A 25,337-nucleotide genomic window follows, 5' to 3' on the forward strand; every position below is an offset into this window, starting at 1 on the left:
GATTTCACGGCTATTCCTGCCTCTCCATAGAGAGATATCTCTGGGACTGATCCACGTTTTCATCGAGAGAGACTAAATCTCCTATGTCTTCGATAGCGTCACCCTGTTCTATCGACACGCCATCTTCACCTTCGTGAAGCCCTATAAATCTAATGAGTTTTCCCCCATGATCGTATCTTTTTAGCTCCAGTTCTCTGAGCAAAAAAAGGTCGTGAGTTGCCAAGAATACCTGTATACCCTGTTTGCAGAGCCTCAGGACCGTCTCTGCCACCAGCTTCACCAGTTTAGGATTCAGGTTGGCCTCAGGCTCATCCCAGAAAAGGTATCCTCTGTCCAGAAGCACGCCAGAAGCTATCAAATGAGCTATCATAGCCAACTTTCGATGTCCTTCTGCCACTAGGTGCATCTCCATCCGACCATCGCTTTTTTGGAGATACATGCGACCATCGGAGAGAACTACCTTTCCTCCCATTCCTTCCTCCAGGGGCTCAAGGAGCATTTTTATTGTTTTCTCTCTCGGTCCTTTTCTGAGAGGGGCCCCTAAAAGCAAGCAGGTATCTCGCCAAGTTTCCTCAAATTCCAGATAATGTCTATCGTAGGTAGCCACAAAATTTGGATAGAGCGACATAAGTTCTCTAGTAGGAAAGAAAATAGGTTCTATCTCGTTCCAGGAGGACGGAACCTTATCCACCGAGACCTCCGCCTTGCTGTTGGATGAAAAACTACAGGAGATATTGTAGCGAGGATCGCCAAACTCAAGGGAGATGTCGCACCTGGCCCTGCCTTGGCGACGACGGATGAGCCGCCCCAGGCTCTCGGGGCAGAAGACCCCCACCAGTTTTTCGGCAATAGCGGTCTGGAGATAGTTTTTTGTAGGAGCCGTCCCCTTGGACTTTCTTCCTCCCTCCGCTGAGACTGCCAGCAGGCTGTAGACAGCCTTTAGGAGGTGGCTTTTTCCAGTTCCATTTTCGCCGACTATCACGTTAAGGCCGGAAGAGAAACTTACATTAGCCTTGGTAAAAACGGTCAGATTTTCTATGTCCATCGATTTAAGCACAGGCTCACCACCTTTTTTTAGATCAAGACAGGTCCTCTATGGAGGGACATACCTGGTATCCTGCGTCCCGGCAAAGGATGTCTTTTTTGAACAGGTCCAGGTCGTGGGAGACCATTTCCTTGACCAGCTCGGGGAAGGTGACTCGCCTCTCCCAACCCAGCAACTCCTTTGCCTTGGTGGGGTCGCCTAGGAGAAGTTCCACCTCCGTGGGCCTGAAGTATCTGGGGTCGATCTCGACCAGGACCTTTCCGGTGGAGGGGTCGAATCCGAATTCGTCCACTCCGGTCCCACGCCACTCTATGGGTATCCCGACTTCCTTGAAGGCCAGTTCCACGAATTCACGGACAGAGTGGGTTTCACCTGTGGCTATTACGAAGTCGTCCGGTTTTTCCTGCTGGAGCATGAGCCACATGGCCTCGACGTAGTCTCTGGCGTGGCCCCAGTCTCTTTTGGCGTCCATATTGCCCAGGTAGAGTTTGTCCTGGAGTCCCAGGGAGATCCGAGCCACAGCCCTGGTTATCTTTCTGGTGACGAAGGTCTCTCCCCTAAGGGAGGATTCGTGGTTGAAGAGTATTCCGTTGCAGCCGTAGATGCCGTAGGCTTCTCGATAGTTGACTGTTATCCAGTAGCCGTAGAGCTTGGCGGCGGCGTAGGGGCTTCTTGGATAGAAGGGGGTGGTCTCCCTCTGAGGGATTTCCTGAACCTTGCCGAACAGCTCGCTGGTGGATGCCTGGTAGAAGCGGGTGGTCTTCTCCAGTCCGAGTATGCGGATGGCCTCAAGGATACGAAGGACTCCCAGTCCGTCGCCGTTGGCGGTGTACTCCGGCGTCTCGAAGGATACCTTGACGTGGCTTTGTGCCGCCAGGTTGTATATTTCGTCCGGCTTTATCTCCTGAAGCAGACGGACTATGTTGGAAGAGTCGGTCAGGTCTCCGTAGTGGAGGATAAGGCCTCTTTTTTCGTCGTGGGGATCTCTGAACAGGTGGTCTATCCTGCCAGTGTTGAACAGCGAGGACCTCCTCTTCATTCCGTGGACCTCGTAGCCTTTGTCCAGTAGAAATTTGGACAGATACGCTCCGTCCTGGCCGGTTATTCCGGTTATAAGGGCTTTTTTCATGACGGTTCAACCTCTTTTCGTTTTCTAACTTCGAGATACAGGCCCTCTATTTCCTCCGCCATATCGGAAAGAGAAAAGTTTCTTCTAACTTCCGAAAAAACGGCTTTACCGTCCAGATAAGCCTCTAGAGCGTCGCTCCAGCGTTCTTTATTCAATGGGACCATTGCATTAGGAGGCAAGCTCTCTTTGAAGGCTGGAAGGTCCGACGCTATAAGGGGAACTCCCATGGACAGAGCGGTCAAAAGGACCAGGCCCGCTCCCTCGCTTCTGGATGGGAAAAGACAGCAATCGCACCGGGCCATCAGGTCGACCACGTCGTCCCTGTATCCCAGAAAGTTTATCCTATCGCCCAATCGAGCCGAGGCGATCCTCTCTTTAAGCTGGACCTCCAGAGACCCTTCTCCGGCTACGTCCAAAACCCAGTCGTCTCGATTCGTCATGGAAAGAAGGACGTCTATCAGAAAGTCTATTCCTTTTACACTGGTCAGGCGACCGACGAATAGAAAACGAAAAGGCCCCTTATCGTCGTGAGGAACCCATCGAACACCCGGATCGGCTATGCCGTTTTTTATGACCGTCGACCGCTGGGGAAGCCAATCTCTCTGGTGATCCTTTACCGCCTGAGATACGCATATGGCACCGTCGGCGTGACGATATGGGATCAGGCCGGCGTTCAGCGAGTATATGGCGTGACAGGTCACGACGAAGGGAACTCCGGACAGAGCGGAGGTCCACCAGGCCACCCAGGCGGGGACCCGGGAATGAGCGTGAAGGATATCCCATTTTCTGGATCGGGCCATAATAGCCAGTCTCAACGCACAGAGGCCCCCGGTGAAGGGCTCTTTTACGTGTATGGGAAGCTTTATATGGGTGACCCCGGGATGGAGTTCCGACGTCATCCGTCCACCGCCGGACACCACCGTCACATGGTGCCCCGACCTTGCCTGTTCCGAGGCCAGGTCCACCACGTGACGCTCCACCCCTCCGACGTCCAGCCCCGGCAGGAGGTGGACTATCCTCATTTCCAGTTCTCCAATATCCAGTCGGCGGCCCGACGAGCCTCGTTGAACTCCGGGGCTCTGCCGACAGGTCGGTTCAGCATAGGACGCCAGGCCATGACGTCCGAGGGCATCTCGGTTAAAAGCCCTCTTTTCACGAAACTATCTATCATTTCATCGAACCTGGGGGTTCCCCATAAAAACCTCTCCGGCAGGATTTTCCATTTTATGAGACGTACCGTAAGCTTCTGGGCAAACCGTCTCCATCCTGGCTGTCTTCCCACCCTCAGGAGGTACACATTGGCCCCCGAGGTAGCTGCCTCGGATATCATCGACACGGAGTCCTCGGTACAAAAAACCCTGTCGCAGGCTCCGAGTATTCCCGGGACGGGATTTTCGTCGCTTTCCGAGGCGAGAAGTAGCATGGACACCCTGTCGTTGTCCTTACAGATTTCCCTTATGCGTTTTTCCGTCTCCAAAGGGGTGCGTCTGGATGTGGTTATATAGAGAGACAGTCCTCTTTCCTCGGCTATGCGAAGCAATACCCCTACGGTCATGTCCGCCCAGGTGGCGTCGAGCCGGTAGTTCTGGTCGTCTCCACCGACAAGTACGCCCCATTTTTCCTCGGATCCGGGATGATCCCTCAGAAGCTTCTTCGCCGATCTCTCCAGATCCTCCGGGCTAACGAAGTTCGGAGCTCCCAAGGTTTCAATGGCGGAGCCTGCGCCTGTTCCGTCGTGGCTCGGAACCACGCCGTAGTCGAAGGGCTCGACCCCTATGACCGAGGGAGTCATAACCACGCAGGATTTCCCCCCCATAACCCTTGAAAGGGCAAGGCAGAATGGAGCGGCGGAGCTGCCTGTGGAGATCACCAGGCTGTCCGAACCGGACAGCCCCCTCTCGTCCAGGGCCTTGCGATAGCCCTCCAAAAGATCCAGCCCTTTTTCTCCGGTCCAGTGAAGCCATCGTCTCGTTCCGAGTCTGTCCAGTTTGGGAAGCCTTCGGCCCAGAAGTTTGAGCAGAAAAGCCCTCCTGCCCCCTCCGTATTTCGGCACGTCCATCTTTACGATATCGGCACCGGTATCCTTCGATATCCATCTGGCTATGCCCTCGCTCTGGTGCAGGTGACCTCTTATTCCGTCCGAGAGGATCAACACAAGCGAAGGACCGTCGGATCTGTCAGTTTTCATCCGTCCATACCCCCAGTTCTGACGTAAGTCTGTCTCTCAACTCCATCAAGGGTATGTTATGTCTTTCCGATATGTCTTTCAAGTCGTCGTATTCGATGGTTCTCTTCACCATCCTATCTCCCCAGTAGGCTTTTTTCAGCCTGACCGGCCCAAGGGACGTGAGCTCCATCGTTTCATCCCTTCTCAGGGTGTATCTGTTCTCCCTGCGGCATCGAAGCCCTATAGTGGAGGTGTTTTTCAATATGATCTCGGCGCACCGTCTTTCCCGTTCAAGAGAGCACACGCAGGTTATTCTGGTTCCCGGACGCTGTTTTTTCATCATGATAGATGTCAGAAAAACGTCCCAGGCTCCAGCGTCGAAGAGCTTCTCCATGGCGGAGGCGAAGTCCTGGGGATTCATGTCGTCCACGTTGGCCTCCAGAACGACAGCTTCCCCGGGAATCCAGGGAAGTTTTTCTTTTTCGTCCTCTCCCTCTTCCAGCAGGGTTATCCTCAGGGCGTTGGGAAGCTCGGTGTCCTTGTCCCCCAGACCGTAGCCTGTGGCGACTATGCGGCCGCTTGGAAGAGAGCCGTAGGATTCCACCGAGGTCTTCAGTATGAGGGCACCGGTAGGGGTGGTCCTCTCCAGAGGGTCCCCCTGAGAGATAACCGGTATCCCCTCGATAAGTCTGGCGGTGGCGGGAGCAGGAACGGGCAGAACCCCGTGGGCACACTTCACCGTTCCGGAACCGACGTTGACCGGCGACGAGACTACCCGATCCGCCCCGGCCATGTGCAGTGCCATAAAGGATCCTACTACATCCACTATGGAGTCCACCGCTCCGACCTCGTGAAAATGTATGGATTCGAGGTCGACCCCGTGGACCGAGGCCTCCGCCTTAGCCAGCATCCGGAAGGCCCGTTCGGACCTGTTCTTGACGTTTTCAGGCAGGGAGGATCTTTCCAGTATGGACAGTATGTCCGACAGATGTCTGTGACAGTGGCCGTGGTCATGGCCATGATGATCGCCGGAATGGACCTCCACCTTGAAGTCGGTGCCGGAGATTCCCCGTCTAAGACCTTTTTCGATGGAAAGGCCGTAACCGTCCAGGTCCAGCCCTTTCATGGCAGAGATGAATTCATCTTGAGAGAAGAGCCCCAGGTCGATCATGGCTCCTATGAACATATCCCCCGCTATGCCTGCGAAGGGCTCCAGATAAAGGGTTCTCATGAAATCTCCTTTTCCAATTCTTTTCTAGCCCACAGAAGGTCCGAATCGGTGTCTATGCCGGGGGCGTGTCTTCCCCGTGCCACAGGGACCATTATGTCGTAACCGTGTTCGATCGCCCTGAGCTGTTCCAGCGATTCGCTCTCCGACAGAGGGGTGGGTTCCAGGGAAATGTATCTATCCAGAAAATCCCTCCTGTAGCCGTATATTCCCAGGTGTCCGTAGACTGTGGCACCGTGAACTCTTCTGTATGGGATGGGAGACCGGCTGAAGTAGAGGGCTCTGTCCGTCTGATCCACCACCACCTTGACCCTGTTGGGGTTGTCTATTTCCTCCTTCTCCAGGGGGTATCTGAGGGATACCATAGGGATCTCCGGGTTTTCGCAGAGACAGAGGGCCACCTGGTCCACTAGGGCGGGATCCATAAAGGGCTCGTCTCCCTGGACGTTGACGACTCCGTCGCAGGAGACGCCCTTTATCGCTTCGGCCACACGACATGTGCCGTTGGGATGGTTATGAGAGGTCATGACCGCCTCTCCGCCGAAGGAGCGGACCGCCTGGGCGATCCGCTCGTCGTCGGTGGCGACCATGACCCGGCTTATCCGACCGGCGGACATGGTTCTCTCGTAGACGTGCTGTATCACCGGCTTGCCTCCCAGGTCGCAAAGAGGCTTGCCGGGCAGACGGGAGGAGCCGTAACGGGCCGGTATTACCGCCACTATCTCCATGTTACGACCGAGAGAGGCGGTACTCCCCCGCCTTGGCTCTCATCCTGGCGGGATCTATGGGACGGACGTTCTCGACGATCCACTCTCTCATGGCCTTTCCTTCCTCTGTCTCCTGCTTATAGCTCATGAAGTCCAGTTTAATATCCAGCTCGTCGGCGACCCTTAGGGCCATGACCGGCCAGATCTCGCCTATGTCGCCTATTACGGGAATGCTTCCCTCATGACGGGCGAAGGCGGACATCTCCATCCTGAAGGGTATGCCGGAGATCTTTGTCTTGGGAAGCCCCTTGTCTATGGCCTCCTGGATTCTGGCGTTATCCCTCTGCTGGTCCTGGGCCTTTCTGAGGTTTTCGTCCAGGTCTATACGGATGAGGGTCTTTTCCCTTAGGTGATAGGTGTGGAGTCCTTTCCACCAGGCCCATATGCCGTGACCGGTGTAGTTCTCGAAGGGGCCGTCGTGGAGCTCCTGGGAGAGGGCTATGGCCGACTCTATTATTATGTCGGCGTCCTCCAGCATTCCGGCCAGTCTCATGCTACGGTTGGATATGGGGATGCTGTCTCCTATGGCGAGGCCGATGTTGCCTCCTCCCACCATCTGGGGGATGCTGACTATCACTGGAAGTCCCTTTTCCGCTCCTATTCCTATCATGGTCTTGCGGTCCGCCCCCCATCCGGCGACGGTCTCGAAGGGAAGACCGTAGGTCCTGGCTATCTCCAGTATCTCCGAGGCCAGGGTCTCGTTCCAGAGCCCCATGGGGTAGGCCATGTTGCCCGCCGCCTTGACCACGTCGTGACCTTCCACCTCGTCTTCCTTGGCCAGAAGATCCTCGTCCAAAACCATTTCCCTGCGAAGGGCTTCTCTCTCCTCGTCGGTCATCCTGGTGAACTCGAAGACGTTGCCTCTGGGCATCTTCTCCTCCGGCAGGCCGAGCTGGGAGGCGTCGCACATCTTTACCCTGTCCAGGGAACCGGCCATCTCGTGCCCTATCACGGCGGAACTTGTGGTGACACCGTCTATTATGCCCTTGTCCATGAGCTCGGCTATAAGGGTGGTGACTCCTTCGTGGATGTTGGGGCCGCTTCCGGAGGCCACGACTATCTTGCCGCCCTTTTTCTTGACCGCCACCATCTTGGCCACAGCGTCGTCGACCGCCTTTTTGGATCGGTCATCCAGGTTAGCGTAAAATCCGTCTATAAGCTCTCTGTTTATCGTCATGATTGATTCCCTCCCGATATAGGTTATTTTAGTTTAGATAAGGAGCCACTATCTCCCAGGAACGGTCGGCCGCCGATTCGAGACCTTGAAAATAGTCTCGACAGTCGGCCTCGACCTTTTCTCTACGTCTGCCGTCCAGATCTCTCAGAAACGCCGTTGCCATGGTATCCTCGTCGGATATCATGGTGCATATTCCCATCTTTACCATGCTATCCGTTGCCTCCACGAAGTCCTCGTAGTGGGGTCCCTGGCAGAAGGGCACCCCGAAAAGGGCGGCCTCCATTATGTTCTGTCCGCCTCTGGGAGCTATGCTGCCTCCGACGAAGGCACAGTCCGCAACGGAGTAGAGGCCGAATAGCACCCCTATGGCGTCCACCACCAGGGTGCGCCATCCCGGTTCGATGCGGCTGTATAAGCTGACCGGCCCCAGATCCGACGCCGATCGGGCTATACGGCGAGATCTCTCGGGATGTCTCGGCACGATTACGAGTCTGGCGTCGGGGTAGCGGTTCAGCACCTTCCGGAAGGCCTTCATAACTATTTCGTCCTCGCCGGTGTGGGTGCTTCCGGCCAGAACGATCGGGCCTCCGCCTCCTAAGGTCGCGAGAATTTCGTCTTTGTCCAGCCCGGCCTTTCTCTCCATCAGGGCGTCGGCCTTGCAGTCTCCGGTTATCTCTATTTTTTCCTCTTCCACTCCCAGATCGATCAGTTTTTCCATGTCCGACCGGGATCTCACCATCATTCCGGTATAGCAGGAGAGGACCTCCCTCCAGAAGGACCTGAAACGCCTCATGGACAGATAGGTTTTGTCGGAGAATCTGCCGTTGACCATAAAGGCAGGGACGCTTCTACGGCTCATCTCCCAAAGCATCCCCGGCCAGATCTCAGTCTCCACCGTTACGTAGACTTTTGGACGAAGTGCATTCAGGGCCCTGTTCAGCACGACTGGGCTGTCCCAGGGATAGGATATTACCCTGTCGGGAACATCTTGGAGCAACCGTACCGCCATCTCTCTTCCGGTCGGGGTTATGGTGGACAGTATCACCGGACGCTTCTCCAGGGCTACCTTGGCCCTTCTAAGAAACGGGGCCGCCGACTGAACCTCCCCCACCGACACCGAATGGACCCATAGGGGCCTGCCTCTTTTCCTGAGTTGGGACAGAAGTGAGGGGTCGTATATTCCCCTTCTCTCCTCCAGCCCTAATCCGGCGTATTTACGTTCCAGCCAGGGAGATGCCAGGGCGAAGCCGAGAGCGGCGGCTCCCCTATACAGTTGCAGCGACAGAGACATGTCAGGAGAGCCCGGCCTGAAGAAGCTCGTGAAGGTGAACCATGCCTACAGGACGGTCTTCCTCGGTTATTATGAGAACCGAGACCTCTACGTCCTGCATTATACGGACCGCCTCCACCGCCAGATGGTCCGGCCCTATGGTTCTGGGCCCCACTGTCATGACGTCCGAGATGTTCTCCTCCAGGGCTGAGACGCCCTGTCTCTCTATGAGCCTTCTAAGATCTCCGTCGGTGAAGACTCCCACCAGAATCCCCTGATCATCCACGACGGTGGTGGCTCCGTAGTTCTTGCTGGTTATCTCGAAGAGGGCCTCCTTGACCGCCACGTCGGCCTTGACCACCGGCAGTTTGGGGCCGGCCCCCATGACGTCTGACACCTTGAGCAGAAGCTGGCGGCCCAAGGCTCCGGCCGGATGGAAAAGAGCGAAGTCCTCCTTGCGGAGGCATCTCATCTCCGTCACGACACCGGCCAGGGCGTCTCCTATGGCCAGCTGGACCGTGGTGCTGCTGGTTGGGGCCAGGTTAAGAGGATCGGCCTCCCTTTCCACAGAGGCATTCAATATCACGTCGGCACCCTTGGCCAGAGGCGATTCGAGGCTACCGGTTAGGGCTATGACCGGAGCTCCCAGTCGTCTGAAAAAGGGGATGAGCTTGACCACCTCGGAGGTGGTTCCGCTGTGGCTTATGAGAAAGGCCACGTCCTCCCGACGAACCATTCCCAGGTCTCCGTGGGCCGCCTCGGCGGCGTGAAGGAAAAAGGAGGGTGTGCCGAGGGACGCCAGGGTCGCGGCGATCTTTCTGCCTATGTGCCCCGATTTTCCAAGACCGGAGATGACCAGCCTTCCCCGACATCCCTGCACGATTCGGGCAGCCTTGGCAAGCTCGGGGCCCATCCTGGAGGCAGCTTTTTTTATCTCCTCCGCCTCCTCCAGAAGGACCTGTCGCCCTATCTCGACCAGTTTTTCGTCGTCGAAGACGGGACAATCCCTCTCGCTGGGAAGGCTCATCATTTCCCAGCGTCCTCCCAGTCCAGGGAGAATACACCCAGGTCGGACTTGACCAGGTCGTCCAGGACCTTTATGCCGGTAAGGATGTCCTTCAGCCTGTCCAGGGGAACCATGTTGGGACCGTCGCTGAGGGCCTCGTCGGGGTTAGGATGGACCTCCAGGAAGAGGGCGTCGATTCCCAGCCCCACAGCGGCTCTGGAAAGAGCGGGAACGAAACGGCGATCTCCGCCGGAGGTGTCACCTCTGCCACCGGGCATCTGGACGCTGTGGGTGGCGTCGAAGACGACGGGGCACCCCATGGATCTCATTATGGGAAGCGACCTCATGTCGACCACGAGCTGGCCGTATCCCATTGTGGTTCCCCTCTCGCAGAGCATTACCTTATCGTTTCCCGCCTCGTTGCACTTGCTGACAACCGCCTTCATATCGTAGGGGGACATGAACTGTCCCTTCTTGACGTTGAGGGGCTTTCCCGTTTTCGATGCCGCTACCAGTAGATCGGTCTGACGACAGAGAAAGGCCGGAATCTGAAGAACGTCGGCCACCTCCGCCACAGGGGCGGCCTGCCAGGGCTCGTGTATATCCGTTATGACCGGTACTCCCAGGGTTTCCTTTATCTCCGAGAGCCAACGAAGGCCCTTTTCGAGTCCCGGACCTCTGTAGCTGTGTATGGAGGTCCTGTTGGCCTTGTCGTAGGAGGCCTTGAATATATAGTTCAAGCCCAACTCTTCGCTGATCTCCTTTATCCTCTTTCCGGTCTCCATGGACAGTTCAAGACTCTCCAGTGAGCACGGACCGGCTATGACGGCCAAAGGACCGCCTCCTATTCTAACTTTGCCGATCTCTATCTCGGTAACCATGGGATCTCTCCTCTCCTCGATTCTCCAGGGATTCCTTTAGTCTGGAGTAAACCTCGCAACGGACGGACCAGCCCAACACACGGGAACAGTAGCGAACGACGCTGTCCAGGGCACCGGGGGCTCCAAGCCTCTTCCTACCCGCCTCCGCCATGGTGCGGGCCAAAGTTTCATCCGATAGGACCAGGAGTGCGGCCTCCGCCAGTCTTTCCGGGTCCGCCGACACGAGCCATTCGGCCTCTCCAAGCAGTTTCTGCTGGACCAACTTTCCCTTTTCCAATATGGAGACGACCGGAACTCCCAATCCAGCACAGACCTGATTCGCCGTTCCTCCCAGTCCAAGCAGGACATGAGCTCCTGCAGCGACCTCTGCCACAGCCCCTCGGTGAACGTGGACCTCCACCGAGTTCGGCCCCTTCAAAATCCGTCCGTCCAGGGTCCAGCCCGGACATCCCCGAGCCATTTTACGAAGATCCAGGGTCGGAGCCAGTACCGCTACGAAACGACAGCTCCTCCGGGCCGCCATTATGGGCACCGAGTCCAGAAGCAATCGAACGTCCTCGTAGGCCCTGTTGCGGCTTCCCGGAAGTATGAGAACCCTGTCTCCCTCGGAAGGCCAGGAGAAGTCGTCCTCTTCATTATCCCCTATAAGGTCCATTATTGGATTGCCCTGGAAGCGAGCGGACACGCCGGCTTTAGAAAGATCCTCGGCAGTCTCCTCGTCTCTGGTCCAGACGGTCCTGGCCCGTCCTCTAAGGAGGGCTCTCTCCGCCATCCAGTGGCCGTGAAGGTAGTTGGTCTTGGCCGTGGCAATCAAAAGGGGAGACAGCCCCTGCCCCCACAGAGTATGAAGCAACAGATAAACGTCACCGACGCACAGGGGGGTGCGAATGCAGCCGCTCCTTTTCCTCCATGCCTTCAGTTGTCTTCGGATATGGCCGAACAGCCCGGAGCGGACGTCGATAAGCAGATCCGCGATACGGTATTTTATGACTCCTCCCGTCGGGGTCACCGAAGGTGACGAACCGACCTTTATTCCCCTCTGCAGGTATTGCTCTCCCTTTCCTACCAGGGGAAAGCCTGTGACCTCCGCCACAGGAAAAGCTTCCTCTATCTTTCGAGCCAGAAGGGAGGCCATGGCGTCCTCGCCGTATCCGTTGGAGGCCACCACTACCTTCGGCCTGAGTCCGTCGGTCACGGCCCTCCAGAAACGGTCTTCGTCCTCCACCTCGGTCTCCAAAAAGGGGACCATGAGTGGAAAGGGCGGCTTCCAGCCCCTGGGTAGGTTGTAGACGTCCTTTTCCGTACAGGCCACCCCGAAGGCTCCAGACAACCTATAGATCCTTTCGATCCTTTTCAAGTCCTCCGAGGTATATCTGTGATGGTCTTTGAAACGGACTTCCTCTATAACCTCCACTCCCTGCCCTGACAGGGTGGAGAGAAAGCTTCGGGGATTGCCTATGGCGGAAAAGGCGACCACGGTCCTCCCAGACGGTTTTTGCACCCCTTCGAACTCAGAGCCGTTCCAGAGGCACCAGCGTTCTATCCTCAGAGAGGATCTGAAAATCTTTCGTCTAGGGACCACTCGACACAGCCGGTCGTAGAGCCTTTGAACCGCCTCGGGAGAGACTTGGTCCACCTTTGTCATCACCACTATGTGGGCCCGTCTCAGGCTTTCCACCGGCTCCCTGAGAATACCCCCCGGGACCAGCCTGCCGTTGCCGAACGGACAGGCTGCGTCGACCAGGACGACGTCCAGATCCCGCCCCAGTTTTCTGTGCTGGAAGCCATCGTCGGCCACCACGATCTGAACCCCTCTTTTGCTCAGGGCCCTGATGTCTCCGAATCGATCCCTGGACACTGCCACGAAGATCCCCGGAAGTCTGTTGGACAACAGAAGAGGCTCATCTCCTACCCGATTTCTATCGGCTTTGCCGCCTCTGAAAACGTGGGGGCCCTCGGTGCTTCCTCCGTATCCTCGACTGACTATCCCCGGTCTGAGACCTCTTTTCGATAGTCCCCTGGTGATCATCTCGACGAAGGGAGTTTTATTCGTTCCTCCGAGGGTTACGTTTCCCACGCTTATAACAGGAAGAGGCGGTTCCTTGGAGTGAGATATTCCCCTATCGAAGGCCCAGTTTCTAGACCTGACGAAGAGAGAGGCCAGCCAGCCCAACGGAGCCAGGCACATCCAGGGAGAAAGTTTTTTCTCTCCCTTGGCGTGGGCCAGATAGCTTTTGAAAAGCACCATCACCGCCGATCTCCGTGCTGTATGGCGTAGAGCCTGCTGTAGGGTCCGTCGGAGATGGAGAGTTCCGAATGGGTTCCCTCCTCTACGATAACCCCGTCCTTCAGAAACAATATCCTGTCGGCCCCTCTTATGGTGGAGAGTCTGTGGGCTATTACGAAGGAGGTCCGCCCCTCCATGGCCCTGTCCATAGCCTTCTGAATGGCCTGTTCCACCTGGGCGTCGAGGGAGGATGTGGCCTCGTCCATTATGAGTATCCTCGGATCCCTCACTATGGCCCTGGCTATGGCGACCCTCTGTCTCTGCCCTCCGCTAAGGGTAACTCCCCTCTCGCCGATCTCCGAGTCGTATCCCGATGGGAGGGATTCTATGAACTCCGATATGCCAGCTATCTCGGCGGCCTTCACTATCTCCTCATCCGTCGCGTCGTCGTAGCCGTAGGAGATGTTGTAACGGAAGGTCCCCTTCATGAGGATCGGATCCTGGGGGACCACGCCGATCTGACGGCGCAGGGAGGTAAGGTCCAGCGATCTGACGTCGTGTCCGTCTATCTCCACCGAACCCTTCTCGGGATCGTAGAAACGCTGTATGAGGTCAACCATGGTGGACTTTCCGGAGCCGGTGGATCCCACCACAGCGACGGTCTCTCCGGGTTTCACCGAAAAGGAAATGCCCCTAAGGACCCACTCATCGTCGTAGCGGAACCAGAGGTCCCTGAAATTCACAGCCCCCTTGACGGGGCTGAGAACGACGGGGTTTTCGGGCTCTTCCACCCTTTCCCTGTTGTCCAGAAGCTCGAAAATCCTCTCAGCCGATGCCAGACCGTGCTGAAGCTGGCTTATAACCCTCGTTAGAACCGTCACAGGATGGGCCATAAAGCCAAGATATCCCAGGAAGGCGATGAGGTCGCCGGGTGTCATCTCGCCGTCCACGACGGACCGGCCTCCCAGCCAGAAGATGGCGGCCAAAGCGGCTATTAGGAGGACCTCGACAGCGCCGGACAGAATCGCGTTGACCTGGGTTCCTCTCATGAGGGCCTTGAAGTTGGCCATGTTCTGACGCTCGAAGCGCAGTCGTTCCTGTTCCTCGGTGGCAAAGGCCCTAACTATCCGGATCGCCGACAGGGCTTCCTCCGCCAGAGCGGAAAGACCGGCCAGGTTCTCCTGGATGTCGTGCCCCACCTTTCTGAGCTTTTTAGAGGCCCTATCTATCACCCACACCGTGAGGGGAAGCACGGCAAAGGTCACTAAGGTAAGCCGCCAGTTTATGTATACCAAAAATCCGAGCATCCCCAAGGTCGTAACTCCCTGAACGATCAGATCCACCACGGCGTTGGTAACGGTGGACTGTAACACGGTAGCGTCGTTGGTAACCCGGGATATCAGCTCTCCCACCCTATGACCGTTTATGTACTTGAGTGACATATACTGAGAGGCCATGTAGGCCTGAAGTCGAAGATCCAGCACCACCCTCTGGCCAACCCAGGTCATGAGGTATTTCTGACCGTAGGACGCCACGCCCTTCACCACGTAGACGGCGACCAAAGTCACCGCGATAACGTTGAGCATGAACAGATCCTTCCTTATGAGGACGTCGTCCACCACGTTTTTCATTAGCCAAGGGGGAACGACTGCACATCCGGACACCACGAACATGCAGAAAAGAGCCGACGCTATGCGTTTGGTGTAGGGCTTTGCGTAGGAGAGCACTCTAAGGTAGATCTCCATGGAACGGGACGGCTTCATATCGGCTATACCAACCTTTCGATCAAATCGCAGAAGACGGAAGAAGGCGATTTTGCCTTACCTCTCAGTTTTTCCAGACGGACCCTCTGTTTCCTCAGCTTGACCTCGTCGGTCAAGATATTCGCCACGGCGTCGGCCAATTGGGCCGGAGATATATCCCCTACCAGCTCGGGCATTATCTCCTCTTCCGCCAGACGATTGGGCCAGGCGACAAAGCCTCTCTTTCGGGCAGCGTGACGAAGGACTTTTTCCTTGAGAGAGGCTCCTCCTGGCAGAGAGAAAAACCACCCTCTGAACCCGCTAATGGGAATTGACCTCAGAAAATCGAAGGGAATGGCCACTATAGATGGGACCGTCCGATCGAGAAGCTCCAGGGTGTTGGTGCCGGGCTGGGTAACGGCCAGGTCCACATCGTCCAAGGCCGCTCCTGTAGCTCCCGTGAAGGGGTTCAGACCGGCTTTCCTCCAACTCTCGACTTCCTCCGGACGAGAGAAGGGGGACAACATGGATGCCACCTGTATGTCCAGTTTATCGACCAAAGAAGGAACCATCTCGGACAGATAGCTCATGGCAACGTTCCTTATCCAGGGTCGGCTTCCGGGGAAAAGGAGAACTCTTTTCCTCCTCCCATCCCGCCACGGAGTGGGGGTCTCAGGGTCCATCCTGAGTCCGTCTGAGACCAGGTCTCCCACAACCTGAACCGACTTTCCCATAGATCGGGCCATAGATTCGAAAGCGGTAGCCTTAAGATCACACCTGTCCAGCCCCTTCTTGTAGCCGTAGGAATAACAGGCCAAGGGGACCCTATGAAAGGCCGCCATGGCACGACCGAACATCAGATCCCCTCCAAGCTGTATCACCACGTCGCATCGGTCATGGAAAAGTTTCCCGAAGGAACCTATAGGGTCGGACGGCCCTGTAACGACGTCGATCCCCTCTATAGATAAGGCCACTTCCCTCTCTCGGCCTGTCGCGAAGGGACACCTCAGAAGATGAAGATGGATCTTCCATCCTCTCTGGGACATCTCTCGGGCTAGTGGTCTGCACCATCCCCACAGTTCGCCGGGACCGTTGGCGAGCAAAGCAGCGGTCGGGGAGCTCACAGCCTCGATATCCTCTCGGCCCAGAAATCGGCCGCCCCGGTCGAGCCCATCATCGAACGACACCTTTCCAGATCCCCATGGACCCGACGGCGAATACTCCGGTTGGAACGGTATGATACGAGGGATGAGAGTATCTCCGAACTTTTGCACCTATCCTGTAACAGCTCGGGATAGACCTTCCTACGGACCATGACGTTCGGTATCGACACGAAGGGAAGGCGTATGAAATTATCGTATATGAACCATTCCAGACTTCCGGCCCGGTACAGGACGGTCATGAACCTATCGGACATCATAGCCTCGACCGCCACTGTGCCACTGGCTCCAGCGGCCATGCCGCATCTTCTGAGAAGATCTCTCGCCTCTCCCCGGTAAAGCCCGAATTTTCCTACTTCCTCCAAGACCGAATCGCGAGAGGATCGAGAGAGCCCCGGCGCCAGGGAGAAGACGGGCTTCAGTCCTAGGTCTTCGAGTCGCCTGGCCAGAGACACCAAAATCGGCATAAGCCGACGGATCTCCGAATCTCTGCTTCCGGGAAGCAACGCCACCGAGTCCGGCTCCGAAGGGGGAACCGGAGGGGGGAAGGTATCCACCATAGGATGGCCTATCCAAGCGGAGGAGACGCCGTTGCGAACCAGATGGCTGTGTTCGAATTCGAAAAGAGGCAGATTGAGGTCGAAAAGCTCTCTAAGATGAATTACCCGTCTTTTCCGCCAGGCCCATACTGTGGGGGGAGACAGGTAAACCACCGGTCCGGAATAACCGCTTTTACGAAGCCGCCTCACCATGGGAATATGGAAGTCCGGGCTGTCCACCACGACGACCGCCTCGGGTTTCCTGAGACATATCTCCCTGACGATGCGGTCGGCCAGTCTATACAGTCTGGGCAAAGCCGCCAATGCCTCGGATAAGCCCATTATGTGAAGCTCCGAGCTTTTCCATAGGGGTTCAACCCCGGACGCTGCCCCCTGTTCCCCTACCATGCCCCAAAGCGGACGGGTATATCCCGATTTTCTCAGGGCTCCGGCCAGAGAGGAGAGCAGGATGTCTCCCGAGACCTCTCCGCAGCTCAGGAAGATGGACACGATGCTACCCCTATCACCGATATCCCGAGCCTAGAGGCCGCCTCGGACAGTTTCTCACGGTCCATTATCAAGACGTTTCCCGCCTCGACGGCCAGACAAGACAGACCGGACTCCGACATGGAGTCTAGGGTTTTCGTCCCCACCACCGGAATATCGTATCTACGGTCCTGATCGGCCCTCATCCCCTTGACAAGGACGCCGGCACCGGATATATCTCCGGCTCTTTTGACCGTTTCGTCCGTTCCCTCCATGGCCTCCACCGCGACGACCGACCTACGACAGACCACCAGCGACTGGCCGAAGGACAGAGGCAACAGACGTCCGAGGACGGCTCTGCCGTAGTCTACGTCGACAAGATCGGAGGAAGAAGGCTCCGGGCCGGCGATACGCCCCTCTGGGGCTATCATGTCGGGAAGGATGGAGTCGTAGCCGAGCACCGATATGCCCAGCTTCTCTACACGATCTATTACAGCCCCCAGAAGAGCATGGTCGTTTCTGTCGTCCAGACCAGCAACTATCCCTTTTATCTCACTGTCGGCGGAGTCGTCATAGATTACGGTTTTGGAGACGTAACCGGCCAGTAGGAGCCTCTTTATCCGACGAAAAACGAGGCTCCCGAAGATCTTTACCAGGTTGATCTCCTTCACCGGTATGACCGACACGCCATACGCCTCTATATCCTGCCAGTCGGGCCGGATGGCATAGACCACCGGAGTCTCTCCGGAGGCGACCAGGTTTTTCAATATGACCAAAGGCAGGTCGCCCTCTCCGGCCACAAGGGCCAGTTTGCCTTTTTTCGAAGAGGTCCTCATCGGTTGGCCCTCAAGGTCAACAGTCCTCCGAAACCGAGAAACACCACGTTGGCCAGCCAGGCAGCGACAAGAGGAGGAATGTGTCCGCTCTCTCCAAGAGCCCGGCCCATGGACATGACCACGTAGTAGGCAAAGACTATCAGAACGCTGAGTCCAAAACCGACCCCCATGCCGCCCCGTCTTTGAGGCCGGACACCCAAAGCCGCTCCTATGAGGGCGAGCACCAGGCTGGCCCAAGGTATGGCTATATGGAGGTGGTAGGACACCCACAGAGGGATCAAGTTGGCTCCCTGGGCTTTCATTATCTCTATGTGTTCCCTCAGTTGAGACAGACTCATCTCATCTGGCTTAAGAGATGAACGGGCCACCTGGGCAGGTGTTAGATTGAGAGGGAGTCTCTGCTCCTTGAAGCCGAACAGAAAGCCCACCTTTCCCTCTTTATCCACGGAAAAGGCTTTCCCGTCCGAGAGGGTCCATACCCCGTCGCTCCAGTTTCCTTCGTCGGCGGTGGTTATCCTGCTCAGCCGTCCGTCGTCGAACTCCTGTACAAGGACGTTTTCCATGGAACCCTTTCTCGTCCTGAGTCTTCCCACATATATAACCCTGTTGAGCTTGCCGCCGCTCTCGTCCTTCAGAAACATCCTCTCCCTCAGGAGGGTGGGCTTCTGCTTTACCACGTCGTACATCAGGATGTTCTCGGCGGCCCGATTGGCGATAGGAACCACCGTCTCGTTCATAAAGAAGGCAGAGATTGCGACCAGCGAGGCTCCCAGCAGGACCGGTCGAGCGATCCTTTGAAAGGATATGCCCGACGCCTTCAGGGCCACTATCTCGCTGTTGGAGGACAGACGTCCGAAGGAGAGCAATGTAGACAGGAGACAGGACATAGGAAGGGTCAGCACCACCACCGACGGCAGTTTATATACGAAAAGTTTGAGCACCGTGGACAGGGAGACGCCCTTTTCGATGAGCATATCGGCTATCTTGAAGAGCAGGTCCCCTGCCACCAATATCACGGTGAAGGTCAACACCCCGAACAGAAAGGAGCTTCCCAGCTCCTTCAGTATGAACCTGTCCAGTATCCTTGGTTTCAACGCAGTCCCTCCGCTATCAGGCGATCCACGACCTCCCGTATGGCCCCTCTGCCTCCCGGGGCCGAGGTTATCCAGTCGGCTACGGCCTTGGTCTTAGAGGTGCCGTCGGCTACGACGATTCCCATACCGGACCATGCTAGACAGTCGATATCGTTGAGGTCGTCGCCTACGTAAACCACCTGGTCTTCTGTGATGCCCATGGATTCGGCCAGGACCTTAAGGTCGCCGATTTTATCGGACGAACCGTTGTATACGTAGGTCACGCCGAGCTCCGAGGCTCTCAGTTCAGTGGCCTTGGAATACCGACCGCTAATGAGAGCCACCGCTCCGCCTCTTCTCATAAAGTTCACGATGGCCATGCCGTCCTTGACGTCGTATCTCTTGGTCTCCTTACCGTCGGCGGATATGTAGATGCCTCCGTCGGTCAGAGTACCGTCTACGTCCATGGCTAGAAGTTCGATCATCCTCATCGCCGAGCCCAGGGACATAGTCCTCTTTTACCGGCATCGATAAAGTCTAGCATATCGCCTATGAGAGGGTCGTCTCCCATCTGTTCCCTCAAGAGTGCGGTGGCCTCCCTGGTGGTCAGACCAGACCTGTAGAGGGTTCTGTAGGCTCTTTTTATGCCTAACCTCTGTCCCGAGGTGAAACCGGCCCTTCTAAGGCCGACTACGTTCAGGCCGTAGACCTTGGCCGGATGCCCATCCACCATGGCGTAGTGAGGTACGTCCTTGACCACCTTGGACGCCCCACCCACCATACAGTATTTGCCTACCGAGACGAACTGATGCAGCCCGGAGAGCCCGCTCATGACGGTCCCGTCTCCAAGGGAGGAGTAGCCGGAAAGTCCGGATTTGTTGGCTACCGTGACGTCCTTGCCGACTCGAACGTTGTGTGCCACGTGGACCCCCTCCATCAGCATGGACCTGTCGCCTACTACGGTCTCGTTACCCTCTCCGGAAGCTCTATTGACGGTCACTGCTTCCCGAAGGACGACTTCGTCGCCTATCCTTACCCAGGACTCCTCTCCCTTAAAGTCGTGGTCCTGAGGTTCTCCACCCAAGACGGAATTCTCCCATATGCGGCAGTCGACTCCTATGGACACGAAGTTCATGACTCGGACGAAAGCGCCCAGTACCGTTCCGGAACCGATGGAGACTTTCCCGTCTATCACGGAATAGGGTCCGATTACCACGTTCTCCCCTATCTCGGCCTCCGGCGATACTATGGCTGTAGCGTGTATTTTGACCGACACGATGGGGTTACTCCAACCTGTCGTCCACTACGAATCCGAGCTCGGCCTCTGCGACCACATCGCCTCCGACCTTTGCCACGGTGGACACCTTGCCTACCTTACCCCTAAGGCGTGTCAGGGTAGCGGTGGTTATCAGCTGATCTCCGGGCCTTACGGGGCGACGGAAACGGGCCTTGACCACCGACGTAAGGTATACCACCTTGCCCTCGAACTCGGGCTTTGAAAGCAGAACCACTGCTCCAGTCTGTCCCATGGCCTCGATTATGAGAACTCCGGGCATGACCGGCTCCCCGGGGAAATGGCCCATGAAGAAGGGCTCGTTTATCGTCACGTTCTTGAGGCCGACCACCCGCTCGAGGTCTGACTCCAATATGCGGTCAACCAAAAGGAAGGGGTAACGATGGGGAAGGAACTCCATTATCTTGTTGATGTCGAACATAACGATCAATCCTCCGATATTCTTCTTTTAGCTATCTCTTTTACCAGTCTCTGATGCATGGAATGGCCGGCTTTAATGGCTATGACGTGGGCGGCAAGGGGCCGACCGAGCAAAACCAGGTCTCCCAATAGGTCCAGTATCTTATGGCGAACGAACTCGTCCTCGAATCGAAGTCCGCCCTTGGCCAGGACTTTCCGTCCGTCCACCACCATGGCGTTTTCCAGCGAGCCTCCCAGTGAGAGTCCATTTTTTCTAAGGGTCTCGACGTCCTCCATCATGGCGAAGGTTCGACATGATGCTATCCGGTCGATAAAATTATCACGGCTAAGGTCCGTAGAGAGGCATTGAGTTCCTATGGCAGTGCCGGGATAGTCTACGACGTAGGTCACCCTCAATCCATCGTAGGGCAGTGCCACCATCGATCTTCCCGAGGATCGATCGTCTACCGCTACGGGACTGTCCAGCCTGACTGGGTCGAGAAATCCATCTTCAGTCAACCCGGCCCCCGAAAGGGAATCAGCAAAGGACGATGCGCAACCGTCCATGGCCGGGACTTCTCCTCCGACGACATCCACGGCGACCTCGTCCAGCCCCAATCCGGCAATGGCTCCGAACAGGTGCTCCACCGTCCGGATCTTGTAGCCGTCGGGCAAAGTAAGCACGGTCCCTCTTCCGTCGCCGTCCCACTCAAGACGATCTAGTGGAATGAGAGATCCGTCTCGATAGAGGTTTATCCCCTTTTTGCCGGATGGGAATACCCGAGCAGAACAGTCCACGCCGGAATGGAGACCTACCCCTCGGAAAAGGACCTCTCGATCGAGAAGATACCTGGGAAACACGTCAACTATCCTCCGATAGAAGCCGCTCCAGACGCTTCACCCTGTCGAAGAGATCCCCTATTCTAGCGACGTAAGCATCCTGTCGGAGCTTCGAACGGTGATTCCTGGCGGGGAAACCGGAGACGAGAGAACCGGAGGGGAGGTCTTTGGTGACCCCTCCCAGGGCGGCGACAATAGAGTCCGACCCTACCCTGGTATGGTCCTGCACCCCGGACCGGGCCGCCATAACGACCCTGTCCTCCAGGACGGCGCTTCCTGCTATTCCCACCTGAGCGGCCAATAGACAGTCTTTACCGATAAAAGCGTTGTGCCCTATCTGTATGTGGTTGTCTATTTTTGTTCCCTCGCCTATGACCGTATCTCCGATGGTGCCTCTGTCGATGGAGGTGTTGGCCCCTATCTCGACATCGTCGCAGATCCGAACTCCACCTATCTGTGGAACCTTGACGACCCGGCGCCCCTCGGAGGCAGGTATATGTCCGAAGCCGTCCGCTCCTATGACGACGTTGCCGTGAATAAGGGCCCTTTTGCCGATGGAACATCCCTGATATATAACGACACCTGGCTCTATCACCGAGTCCTCGCCGATGGAGACTCCCCTCCCCACGAAAACGTTCGCTCTGAGAACCGCCCCGGCCGACACCGAGGTCCCTTCGGACAGAACGCAGAGAGGTCCTATGGAGGCGTTTTCGTCCACGTGGGCGGATCGATGGATCACAGCCGAGGGGTCTATTCCCGCCTGAACGGTCGCTTTTTCCTGAAAAAGCCCTAGCAGGACGGCCATGGCCAGTCGTGGTTCCCGAACGGAGATGCCTCTTCTGCCGTCGGAAAACACCTCTTCTTTACCGACTATCGACACCCCGCCGGGGATATCCTTCAATACCTTTCCGTCCAGGACCACCACTATGCTGTCCCCGGAGGCACCCTCCGGGGTGGAGACTCTGCCGATCAGGACATCCCCGTTTCCTATACATCGGCCCTCCAGTATCTCGGAAAGCTGACTCAGACTGTAAGACATATAAAGCTCTCTCCTCTCGACGACCGATCCTAGAGATCTCCTACGGCACGAAGACTCCACCGGTCGTCGTAACTATCGTCGTAATTGATTTCCACCGAGACGACCTGGTTTATCCTGTATCCCAGGGCCAGCTGGCTTTCGTCGTTCTCGCTGTAACGGCACCAGAAATAAGGTCCCTTTCTGTTTCCCCTAACCCACAATCTATACCAAAGTTCGTCGTCGGGATCGACGTATTCGACGCCTATCCAGACCGGATCGACCAGACCCCATCTAAGGCCCATGCGGCTCTCGAGACTCCAGTTTTCCAGGTCGACCAGGAATTCTCCGTAAAGCTCTGACTCCCAGCGGGGGACCAGCTTGACGAAACGGCCCAGATGAAGCCCCAGTTCGGGAGATCTGCCGTTTGCACCGGCCTGAGCGGCCAGCCAGGCCCTGAGGACGTAGCGACGGCTCTCCACCAATGCGTCCACCTTGGTTATCTGACTGGGAACCACCGATAGGCTGACGTCGGACCTGGAGTTGGAGACGGTGTTTCTCTTCTCTATCATGGCTTTGGCCCATAGGTCCAAGGCTTCGCCGTGAGATTCGATCCACGATACGGGAAGCCCCATCACAGGAGAAAGATCCTTCAGCAAAGACTCTTTCAGCCTATCCATGAGTATGTTGGGCAACGTCCCGGAATATATGGCCGGATCCGTGGCCAAAACATAGGGAGGCTCGGGAGTGACGGTCAACTCGAGGAGAACTCCGCCATCCTTAAGTCGGACGACGGCGCCACCTCTCCAGCCGGGCATTCTATCTTCCATAACGGATCGAAGCTCCGCCCTGAAGGCATCGTCTCCCCAAGTCAGTGCCTGATAGGGCACGCCGGACAGTTTACCCAACATCTCCAATTTGACCGATTGGAGATCGTCTGCCATCCACAGAGAGAAGGGTTCCTTCAGCTCCGGCGATAGGAACTCGACCTGCCAGGAAAGGACCTTTTTGGCCGACAGGATTATGGACGGATTGCTCCGCCCGTTTTTTACGACTTCGACGTCGTAACCGTTGAAAAGCCGGCCGGAGACGAGTCCAAGGGTATCCACCGCCCGTGAGCGGGACAGTCCGCTTCTAGAAAGCTCGGACCATACGGCATCCACCGCCCTCTCCGCCGCGGCGGAGATCCATAGCGGTGCGCCGGAGACCTTTATCTCGGATCCCAACGCAGGCAAGACCGAGGACGAAAAAAGGAGGGCCAGGGCGACAGTGACGGCCGCCACAGCCCCCCTAAGGCCCTTCTCTCGACCTCGATCAGAAAATTTCGCCAAACCCGAAGTGGAACTGCGAATCGTCATCGCCGTTCGCGTAATCCAGACGCAGGTTGCCCAGAGGGGTGTTGACCCTCACCCCGAAACCGTAGTCGTCTATCATGTCGGAGAAGCTCATCTCGGTGTTTCCTATATCGTAGAACAGTACGAAGGAGAAGGCCTCCTCTATGGGAACGTGGAGCTCGAAGTTACCGAGAAGCATTTCCTCTCCCTTGAACTGGCCCGATTCGTACCCCCTCAGGGTGGTAGAACCGCCCATTTCGTAGCGCTCCATCCAGGGGATGGAACCGCTGGAGGAACCGGCCTTGATCCTGGCAGCTATGTACACCGGGTTGTCTTTCTTGACGTTTATGTCGACCAGATCCTCTACGTCCTTGATGGGAAGAAAGGCCTTGCCCTCGAACCAATATTTGGTGAAGGACCAGTCTCCGCCAAGAAGCTCCATGGCGTGCTCGACCGCGATGATCTCGATATCGCCCTTTCTGTAGCTGAGGTAGGGATCCAGGTTGTTTCTGGATACCTTTCCCTCCGCGGAGAAGGTGGTGCCGCTAGTGCCGCCGTTAGCGGTGGCATCGTCAAAATCAGACCTGGAGCCGCTCTTGAAGTCTACTTCACTGTCGTGCCAGTCGAGCGTGACGAACCAGCTGAGCTTATCGTCGCCCTTGAACTTCTTTCCAGCTCCGATATAGCCGCCCTTGCGCTTTTCGTCGTATTCGAAGAGCTCTACGTCGGTGGCGATGCTGTTGTCCCAGTAGGATCTGTCCTCGTACTCCCTGCTATAAACGCCTATCTTCCAGGCGTAGGTTTTATCGTCCATGTAGTTGTCGGAGAGACTGGCCCAGTACCCCTCGTAATCTCCGGCTTCGAAGCCCACGTCCAGGTTCACGCCCCGGCCCGCCAGGTTGGAGTCGCCGTAGGAAACACCGCCTCCCCAGCCGCTGCTGGAACCGTGGCTGATAGAAAAGGTTACCCTGCCGGTCTTCTGTTCCTTAACGGTAAGGATGAGGTCCATGTCTCCCGATCCGTCCTCGGAGGGTTCAAAACCTACGCTGACATCCTCGAAATAGCCGAGCGCCCTTATCTTGTTGAGGGAGTGTCGAAGCCTGATGGAGTTAAACAGGTCGCCCTCCTCTACATCGATGACCCGACGGACGACGTAGGTCTTGGTCTTTCTGTTGCCCTGAATGACGATCTCTCCGATTCGGGGCTCCAGTATGTAGACCTTGACTATGCCGCCCTCGACCTGAACGTCCTCGATACGCATCATGACGTAACCGTCTTCCTGAAACTTGTCCCTTATCCTCTGAAGGTCGTGGCGGAAAAAGACCCGGTTGAAGACCGTTCCAGGAGTGGTGAATACCTGCTTCATCAGGTCTTCTTCGCTGTAGACGGTATTACCTACGAACTCGACCTTTTCGACCACGGGGTTCTCGGTTACCACATAGGTGACAGCCGCCCCTCCGTTATATGGGTCTATCTTGGCATCCACATAGGAAAAAAATCCCAGGCCGTAGATGGCCTCTATGTCCTTCTTGAGGACATCCTGATCCAGGGGCTCTCCTATCTCTGTCTGTACGACCCCGAGAATATGCTGGGAGACGACCTCCTCGTTTCCCTGAACGTCTATCATGGTGACCACTGGCGCAGCGGTGGCTACCGAAAAAAACGCAGTTACCAGTCCTATGGCTAAAAGCAAAGATACCGACGGTCGCCTCACAAGACCCT

The 25,337-nt window shown here is 56.5% G+C and carries 23 protein-coding genes; all 23 read right to left on the bottom strand.

Going from position 1 to position 25,337, the window contains the following annotated elements; translation table 11 throughout:
- Nucleotides 1–10 precede the first annotated feature (10 nt).
- The gene (locus DPEP_RS01185; protein WP_005658876.1) at nt 11–1,057 is read right to left on the bottom strand and encodes an AAA family ATPase; all 1,047 of its coding nucleotides are present in this window, start codon (nt 1,055–1,057) and stop codon (nt 11–13) included.
- Between the two features lie 22 nt (nt 1,058–1,079).
- Nucleotides 1,080–2,174 (bottom strand): GDP-mannose 4,6-dehydratase, encoded by a 1,095-nt coding sequence (gene gmd / locus DPEP_RS01190; protein ID WP_005658878.1) that lies wholly within the window; start codon nt 2,172–2,174, stop codon nt 1,080–1,082.
- Complete coding sequence (locus DPEP_RS01195) at nt 2,171–3,196, bottom strand: glycosyltransferase family 4 protein (protein ID WP_005658879.1); 1,026 nt, start codon at nt 3,194–3,196, stop codon at nt 2,171–2,173. Before DPEP_RS01195 ends, gmd begins: the two co-directional genes overlap by 4 nt.
- Complete coding sequence (locus tag DPEP_RS01200; RefSeq protein WP_005658881.1) at nt 3,193–4,362, bottom strand: mitochondrial fission ELM1 family protein; 1,170 nt, start codon at nt 4,360–4,362, stop codon at nt 3,193–3,195. The genes DPEP_RS01195 and DPEP_RS01200 overlap by 4 nt, the downstream gene beginning before the upstream one ends.
- The gene (gene larC, locus DPEP_RS01205; RefSeq protein WP_005658883.1) at nt 4,352–5,572 is read right to left on the bottom strand and encodes a nickel pincer cofactor biosynthesis protein LarC; all 1,221 of its coding nucleotides are present in this window, start codon (nt 5,570–5,572) and stop codon (nt 4,352–4,354) included. Before larC ends, DPEP_RS01200 begins: the two co-directional genes overlap by 11 nt.
- The gene (kdsB, locus tag DPEP_RS01210) at nt 5,569–6,297 is read right to left on the bottom strand and encodes a 3-deoxy-manno-octulosonate cytidylyltransferase (protein WP_005658885.1); all 729 of its coding nucleotides are present in this window, start codon (nt 6,295–6,297) and stop codon (nt 5,569–5,571) included. Before kdsB ends, larC begins: the two co-directional genes overlap by 4 nt.
- 1 nt (nt 6,298) lies before the next feature.
- Complete coding sequence (locus tag DPEP_RS01215) at nt 6,299–7,513, bottom strand: hypothetical protein (RefSeq protein WP_005658886.1); 1,215 nt, start codon at nt 7,511–7,513, stop codon at nt 6,299–6,301.
- Between the two features lie 28 nt (nt 7,514–7,541).
- The gene (locus tag DPEP_RS01220; protein WP_005658888.1) at nt 7,542–8,804 is read right to left on the bottom strand and encodes a 3-deoxy-D-manno-octulosonic acid transferase; all 1,263 of its coding nucleotides are present in this window, start codon (nt 8,802–8,804) and stop codon (nt 7,542–7,544) included.
- 1 nt (nt 8,805) lies between these two features.
- Nucleotides 8,806–9,813, bottom strand: a complete 1,008-nt coding sequence (locus tag DPEP_RS01225) for a KpsF/GutQ family sugar-phosphate isomerase (protein WP_005658890.1) — start codon at nt 9,811–9,813, stop codon at nt 8,806–8,808.
- Nucleotides 9,810–10,670 carry a 3-deoxy-8-phosphooctulonate synthase gene (gene kdsA, locus DPEP_RS01230; RefSeq protein WP_005658892.1) on the bottom strand — a complete coding sequence of 287 codons (861 nt, stop codon included), beginning with the start codon at nt 10,668–10,670 and terminating at the stop codon, nt 9,810–9,812. The genes DPEP_RS01225 and kdsA overlap by 4 nt, the downstream gene beginning before the upstream one ends.
- Nucleotides 10,639–12,918 (bottom strand): tetraacyldisaccharide 4'-kinase, encoded by a 2,280-nt coding sequence (lpxK, locus tag DPEP_RS01235; RefSeq protein ID WP_005658894.1) that lies wholly within the window; start codon nt 12,916–12,918, stop codon nt 10,639–10,641. Before lpxK ends, kdsA begins: the two co-directional genes overlap by 32 nt.
- The gene (locus DPEP_RS01240) at nt 12,918–14,660 is read right to left on the bottom strand and encodes an ABC transporter ATP-binding protein (RefSeq protein WP_005658897.1); all 1,743 of its coding nucleotides are present in this window, start codon (nt 14,658–14,660) and stop codon (nt 12,918–12,920) included. Before DPEP_RS01240 ends, lpxK begins: the two co-directional genes overlap by 1 nt.
- 5 nt (nt 14,661–14,665) lie before the next feature.
- Nucleotides 14,666–15,685, bottom strand: a complete 1,020-nt coding sequence (locus DPEP_RS01245; RefSeq protein ID WP_198003010.1) for a glycosyltransferase family protein — start codon at nt 15,683–15,685, stop codon at nt 14,666–14,668.
- 74 nt (nt 15,686–15,759) lie between these two features.
- On the bottom strand, nt 15,760–16,848 hold the full coding sequence (locus tag DPEP_RS01250) for a lipid-A-disaccharide synthase (RefSeq protein ID WP_005658900.1): 1,089 nt from the start codon (nt 16,846–16,848) through the stop codon (nt 15,760–15,762).
- Nucleotides 16,833–17,660 carry an LpxI family protein gene (locus tag DPEP_RS01255; RefSeq protein WP_005658902.1) on the bottom strand — a complete coding sequence of 276 codons (828 nt, stop codon included), beginning with the start codon at nt 17,658–17,660 and terminating at the stop codon, nt 16,833–16,835. The genes DPEP_RS01250 and DPEP_RS01255 overlap by 16 nt, the downstream gene beginning before the upstream one ends.
- On the bottom strand, nt 17,657–18,754 hold the full coding sequence (gene lptG / locus DPEP_RS01260; protein WP_005658904.1) for an LPS export ABC transporter permease LptG: 1,098 nt from the start codon (nt 18,752–18,754) through the stop codon (nt 17,657–17,659). Before lptG ends, DPEP_RS01255 begins: the two co-directional genes overlap by 4 nt.
- Nucleotides 18,751–19,224 (bottom strand): KdsC family phosphatase, encoded by a 474-nt coding sequence (locus tag DPEP_RS01265; protein ID WP_005658906.1) that lies wholly within the window; start codon nt 19,222–19,224, stop codon nt 18,751–18,753. Before DPEP_RS01265 ends, lptG begins: the two co-directional genes overlap by 4 nt.
- Entirely contained in the window at nt 19,221–20,009 is a 789-nt protein-coding gene (gene lpxA / locus DPEP_RS01270) for an acyl-ACP--UDP-N-acetylglucosamine O-acyltransferase (protein ID WP_005658908.1), read from the bottom strand. Before lpxA ends, DPEP_RS01265 begins: the two co-directional genes overlap by 4 nt.
- Nucleotides 20,010–20,016: 7 nt before the next feature.
- A complete protein-coding gene (gene fabZ / locus DPEP_RS01275; protein ID WP_005658910.1) occupies nt 20,017–20,448 on the bottom strand; it encodes a 3-hydroxyacyl-ACP dehydratase FabZ in 432 nt (143 codons plus the stop codon).
- A gap of 5 nt (nt 20,449–20,453) precedes the next feature.
- Nucleotides 20,454–21,287, bottom strand: a complete 834-nt coding sequence (lpxC, locus tag DPEP_RS01280; RefSeq protein WP_005658912.1) for a UDP-3-O-acyl-N-acetylglucosamine deacetylase — start codon at nt 21,285–21,287, stop codon at nt 20,454–20,456.
- A gap of 1 nt (nt 21,288) precedes the next feature.
- Nucleotides 21,289–22,305, bottom strand: a complete 1,017-nt coding sequence (lpxD, locus tag DPEP_RS01285; RefSeq protein ID WP_005658914.1) for a UDP-3-O-(3-hydroxymyristoyl)glucosamine N-acyltransferase — start codon at nt 22,303–22,305, stop codon at nt 21,289–21,291.
- 29 nt (nt 22,306–22,334) lie between these two features.
- Nucleotides 22,335–23,564, bottom strand: coding sequence for a hypothetical protein (locus DPEP_RS01290; RefSeq protein WP_040382285.1), 1,230 nt, complete (start codon nt 23,562–23,564; stop codon nt 22,335–22,337).
- Nucleotides 23,565–23,595: 31 nt separating this feature from the next.
- Nucleotides 23,596–25,308: a BamA/OMP85 family outer membrane protein gene (locus DPEP_RS01295; RefSeq protein ID WP_241760455.1), complete on the bottom strand. Its 1,713-nt coding sequence runs from the start codon at nt 25,306–25,308 to the stop codon at nt 23,596–23,598.
- Between the last annotated feature and the right edge of the window lie 29 nt (nt 25,309–25,337).

It is taken from the genome of Dethiosulfovibrio peptidovorans DSM 11002 (genome assembly GCF_000172975.1).
GTDB lineage: Bacteria > Synergistota > Synergistia > Synergistales > Dethiosulfovibrionaceae > Dethiosulfovibrio > Dethiosulfovibrio peptidovorans.

Coding starts and splice junctions, on each gene's coding strand:
- gmd (WP_005658878.1), bottom strand. CDS start 2,174: ATGAAAAAAGCCCTTATAACCGGAATAACCGGCCAGGACGGAGCGTAT.
- DPEP_RS01195 (WP_005658879.1), bottom strand. CDS start 3,196: ATGAGGATAGTCCACCTCCTGCCGGGGCTGGACGTCGGAGGGGTGGAG.
- DPEP_RS01200 (WP_005658881.1), bottom strand. CDS start 4,362: ATGAAAACTGACAGATCCGACGGTCCTTCGCTTGTGTTGATCCTCTCG.
- larC (WP_005658883.1), bottom strand. CDS start 5,572: ATGAGAACCCTTTATCTGGAGCCCTTCGCAGGCATAGCGGGGGATATG.
- kdsB (WP_005658885.1), bottom strand. CDS start 6,297: ATGGAGATAGTGGCGGTAATACCGGCCCGTTACGGCTCCTCCCGTCTG.
- DPEP_RS01215 (WP_005658886.1), bottom strand. CDS start 7,513: ATGACGATAAACAGAGAGCTTATAGACGGATTTTACGCTAACCTGGAT.
- DPEP_RS01220 (WP_005658888.1), bottom strand. CDS start 8,804: ATGTCTCTGTCGCTGCAACTGTATAGGGGAGCCGCCGCTCTCGGCTTC.
- DPEP_RS01225 (WP_005658890.1), bottom strand. CDS start 9,813: ATGATGAGCCTTCCCAGCGAGAGGGATTGTCCCGTCTTCGACGACGAA.
- kdsA (WP_005658892.1), bottom strand. CDS start 10,670: ATGGTTACCGAGATAGAGATCGGCAAAGTTAGAATAGGAGGCGGTCCT.
- lpxK (WP_005658894.1), bottom strand. CDS start 12,918: ATGGTGCTTTTCAAAAGCTATCTGGCCCACGCCAAGGGAGAGAAAAAA.
- DPEP_RS01240 (WP_005658897.1), bottom strand. CDS start 14,660: ATGAAGCCGTCCCGTTCCATGGAGATCTACCTTAGAGTGCTCTCCTAC.
- DPEP_RS01245 (WP_198003010.1), bottom strand. CDS start 15,685: ATGTCCCAGAGAGGATGGAAGATCCATCTTCATCTTCTGAGGTGTCCC.
- DPEP_RS01255 (WP_005658902.1), bottom strand. CDS start 17,660: ATGAGGACCTCTTCGAAAAAAGGCAAACTGGCCCTTGTGGCCGGAGAG.
- DPEP_RS01265 (WP_005658906.1), bottom strand. CDS start 19,224: ATGAGGATGATCGAACTTCTAGCCATGGACGTAGACGGTACTCTGACC.
- fabZ (WP_005658910.1), bottom strand. CDS start 20,448: ATGTTCGACATCAACAAGATAATGGAGTTCCTTCCCCATCGTTACCCC.
- lpxD (WP_005658914.1), bottom strand. CDS start 22,305: ATGTCTTACAGTCTGAGTCAGCTTTCCGAGATACTGGAGGGCCGATGT.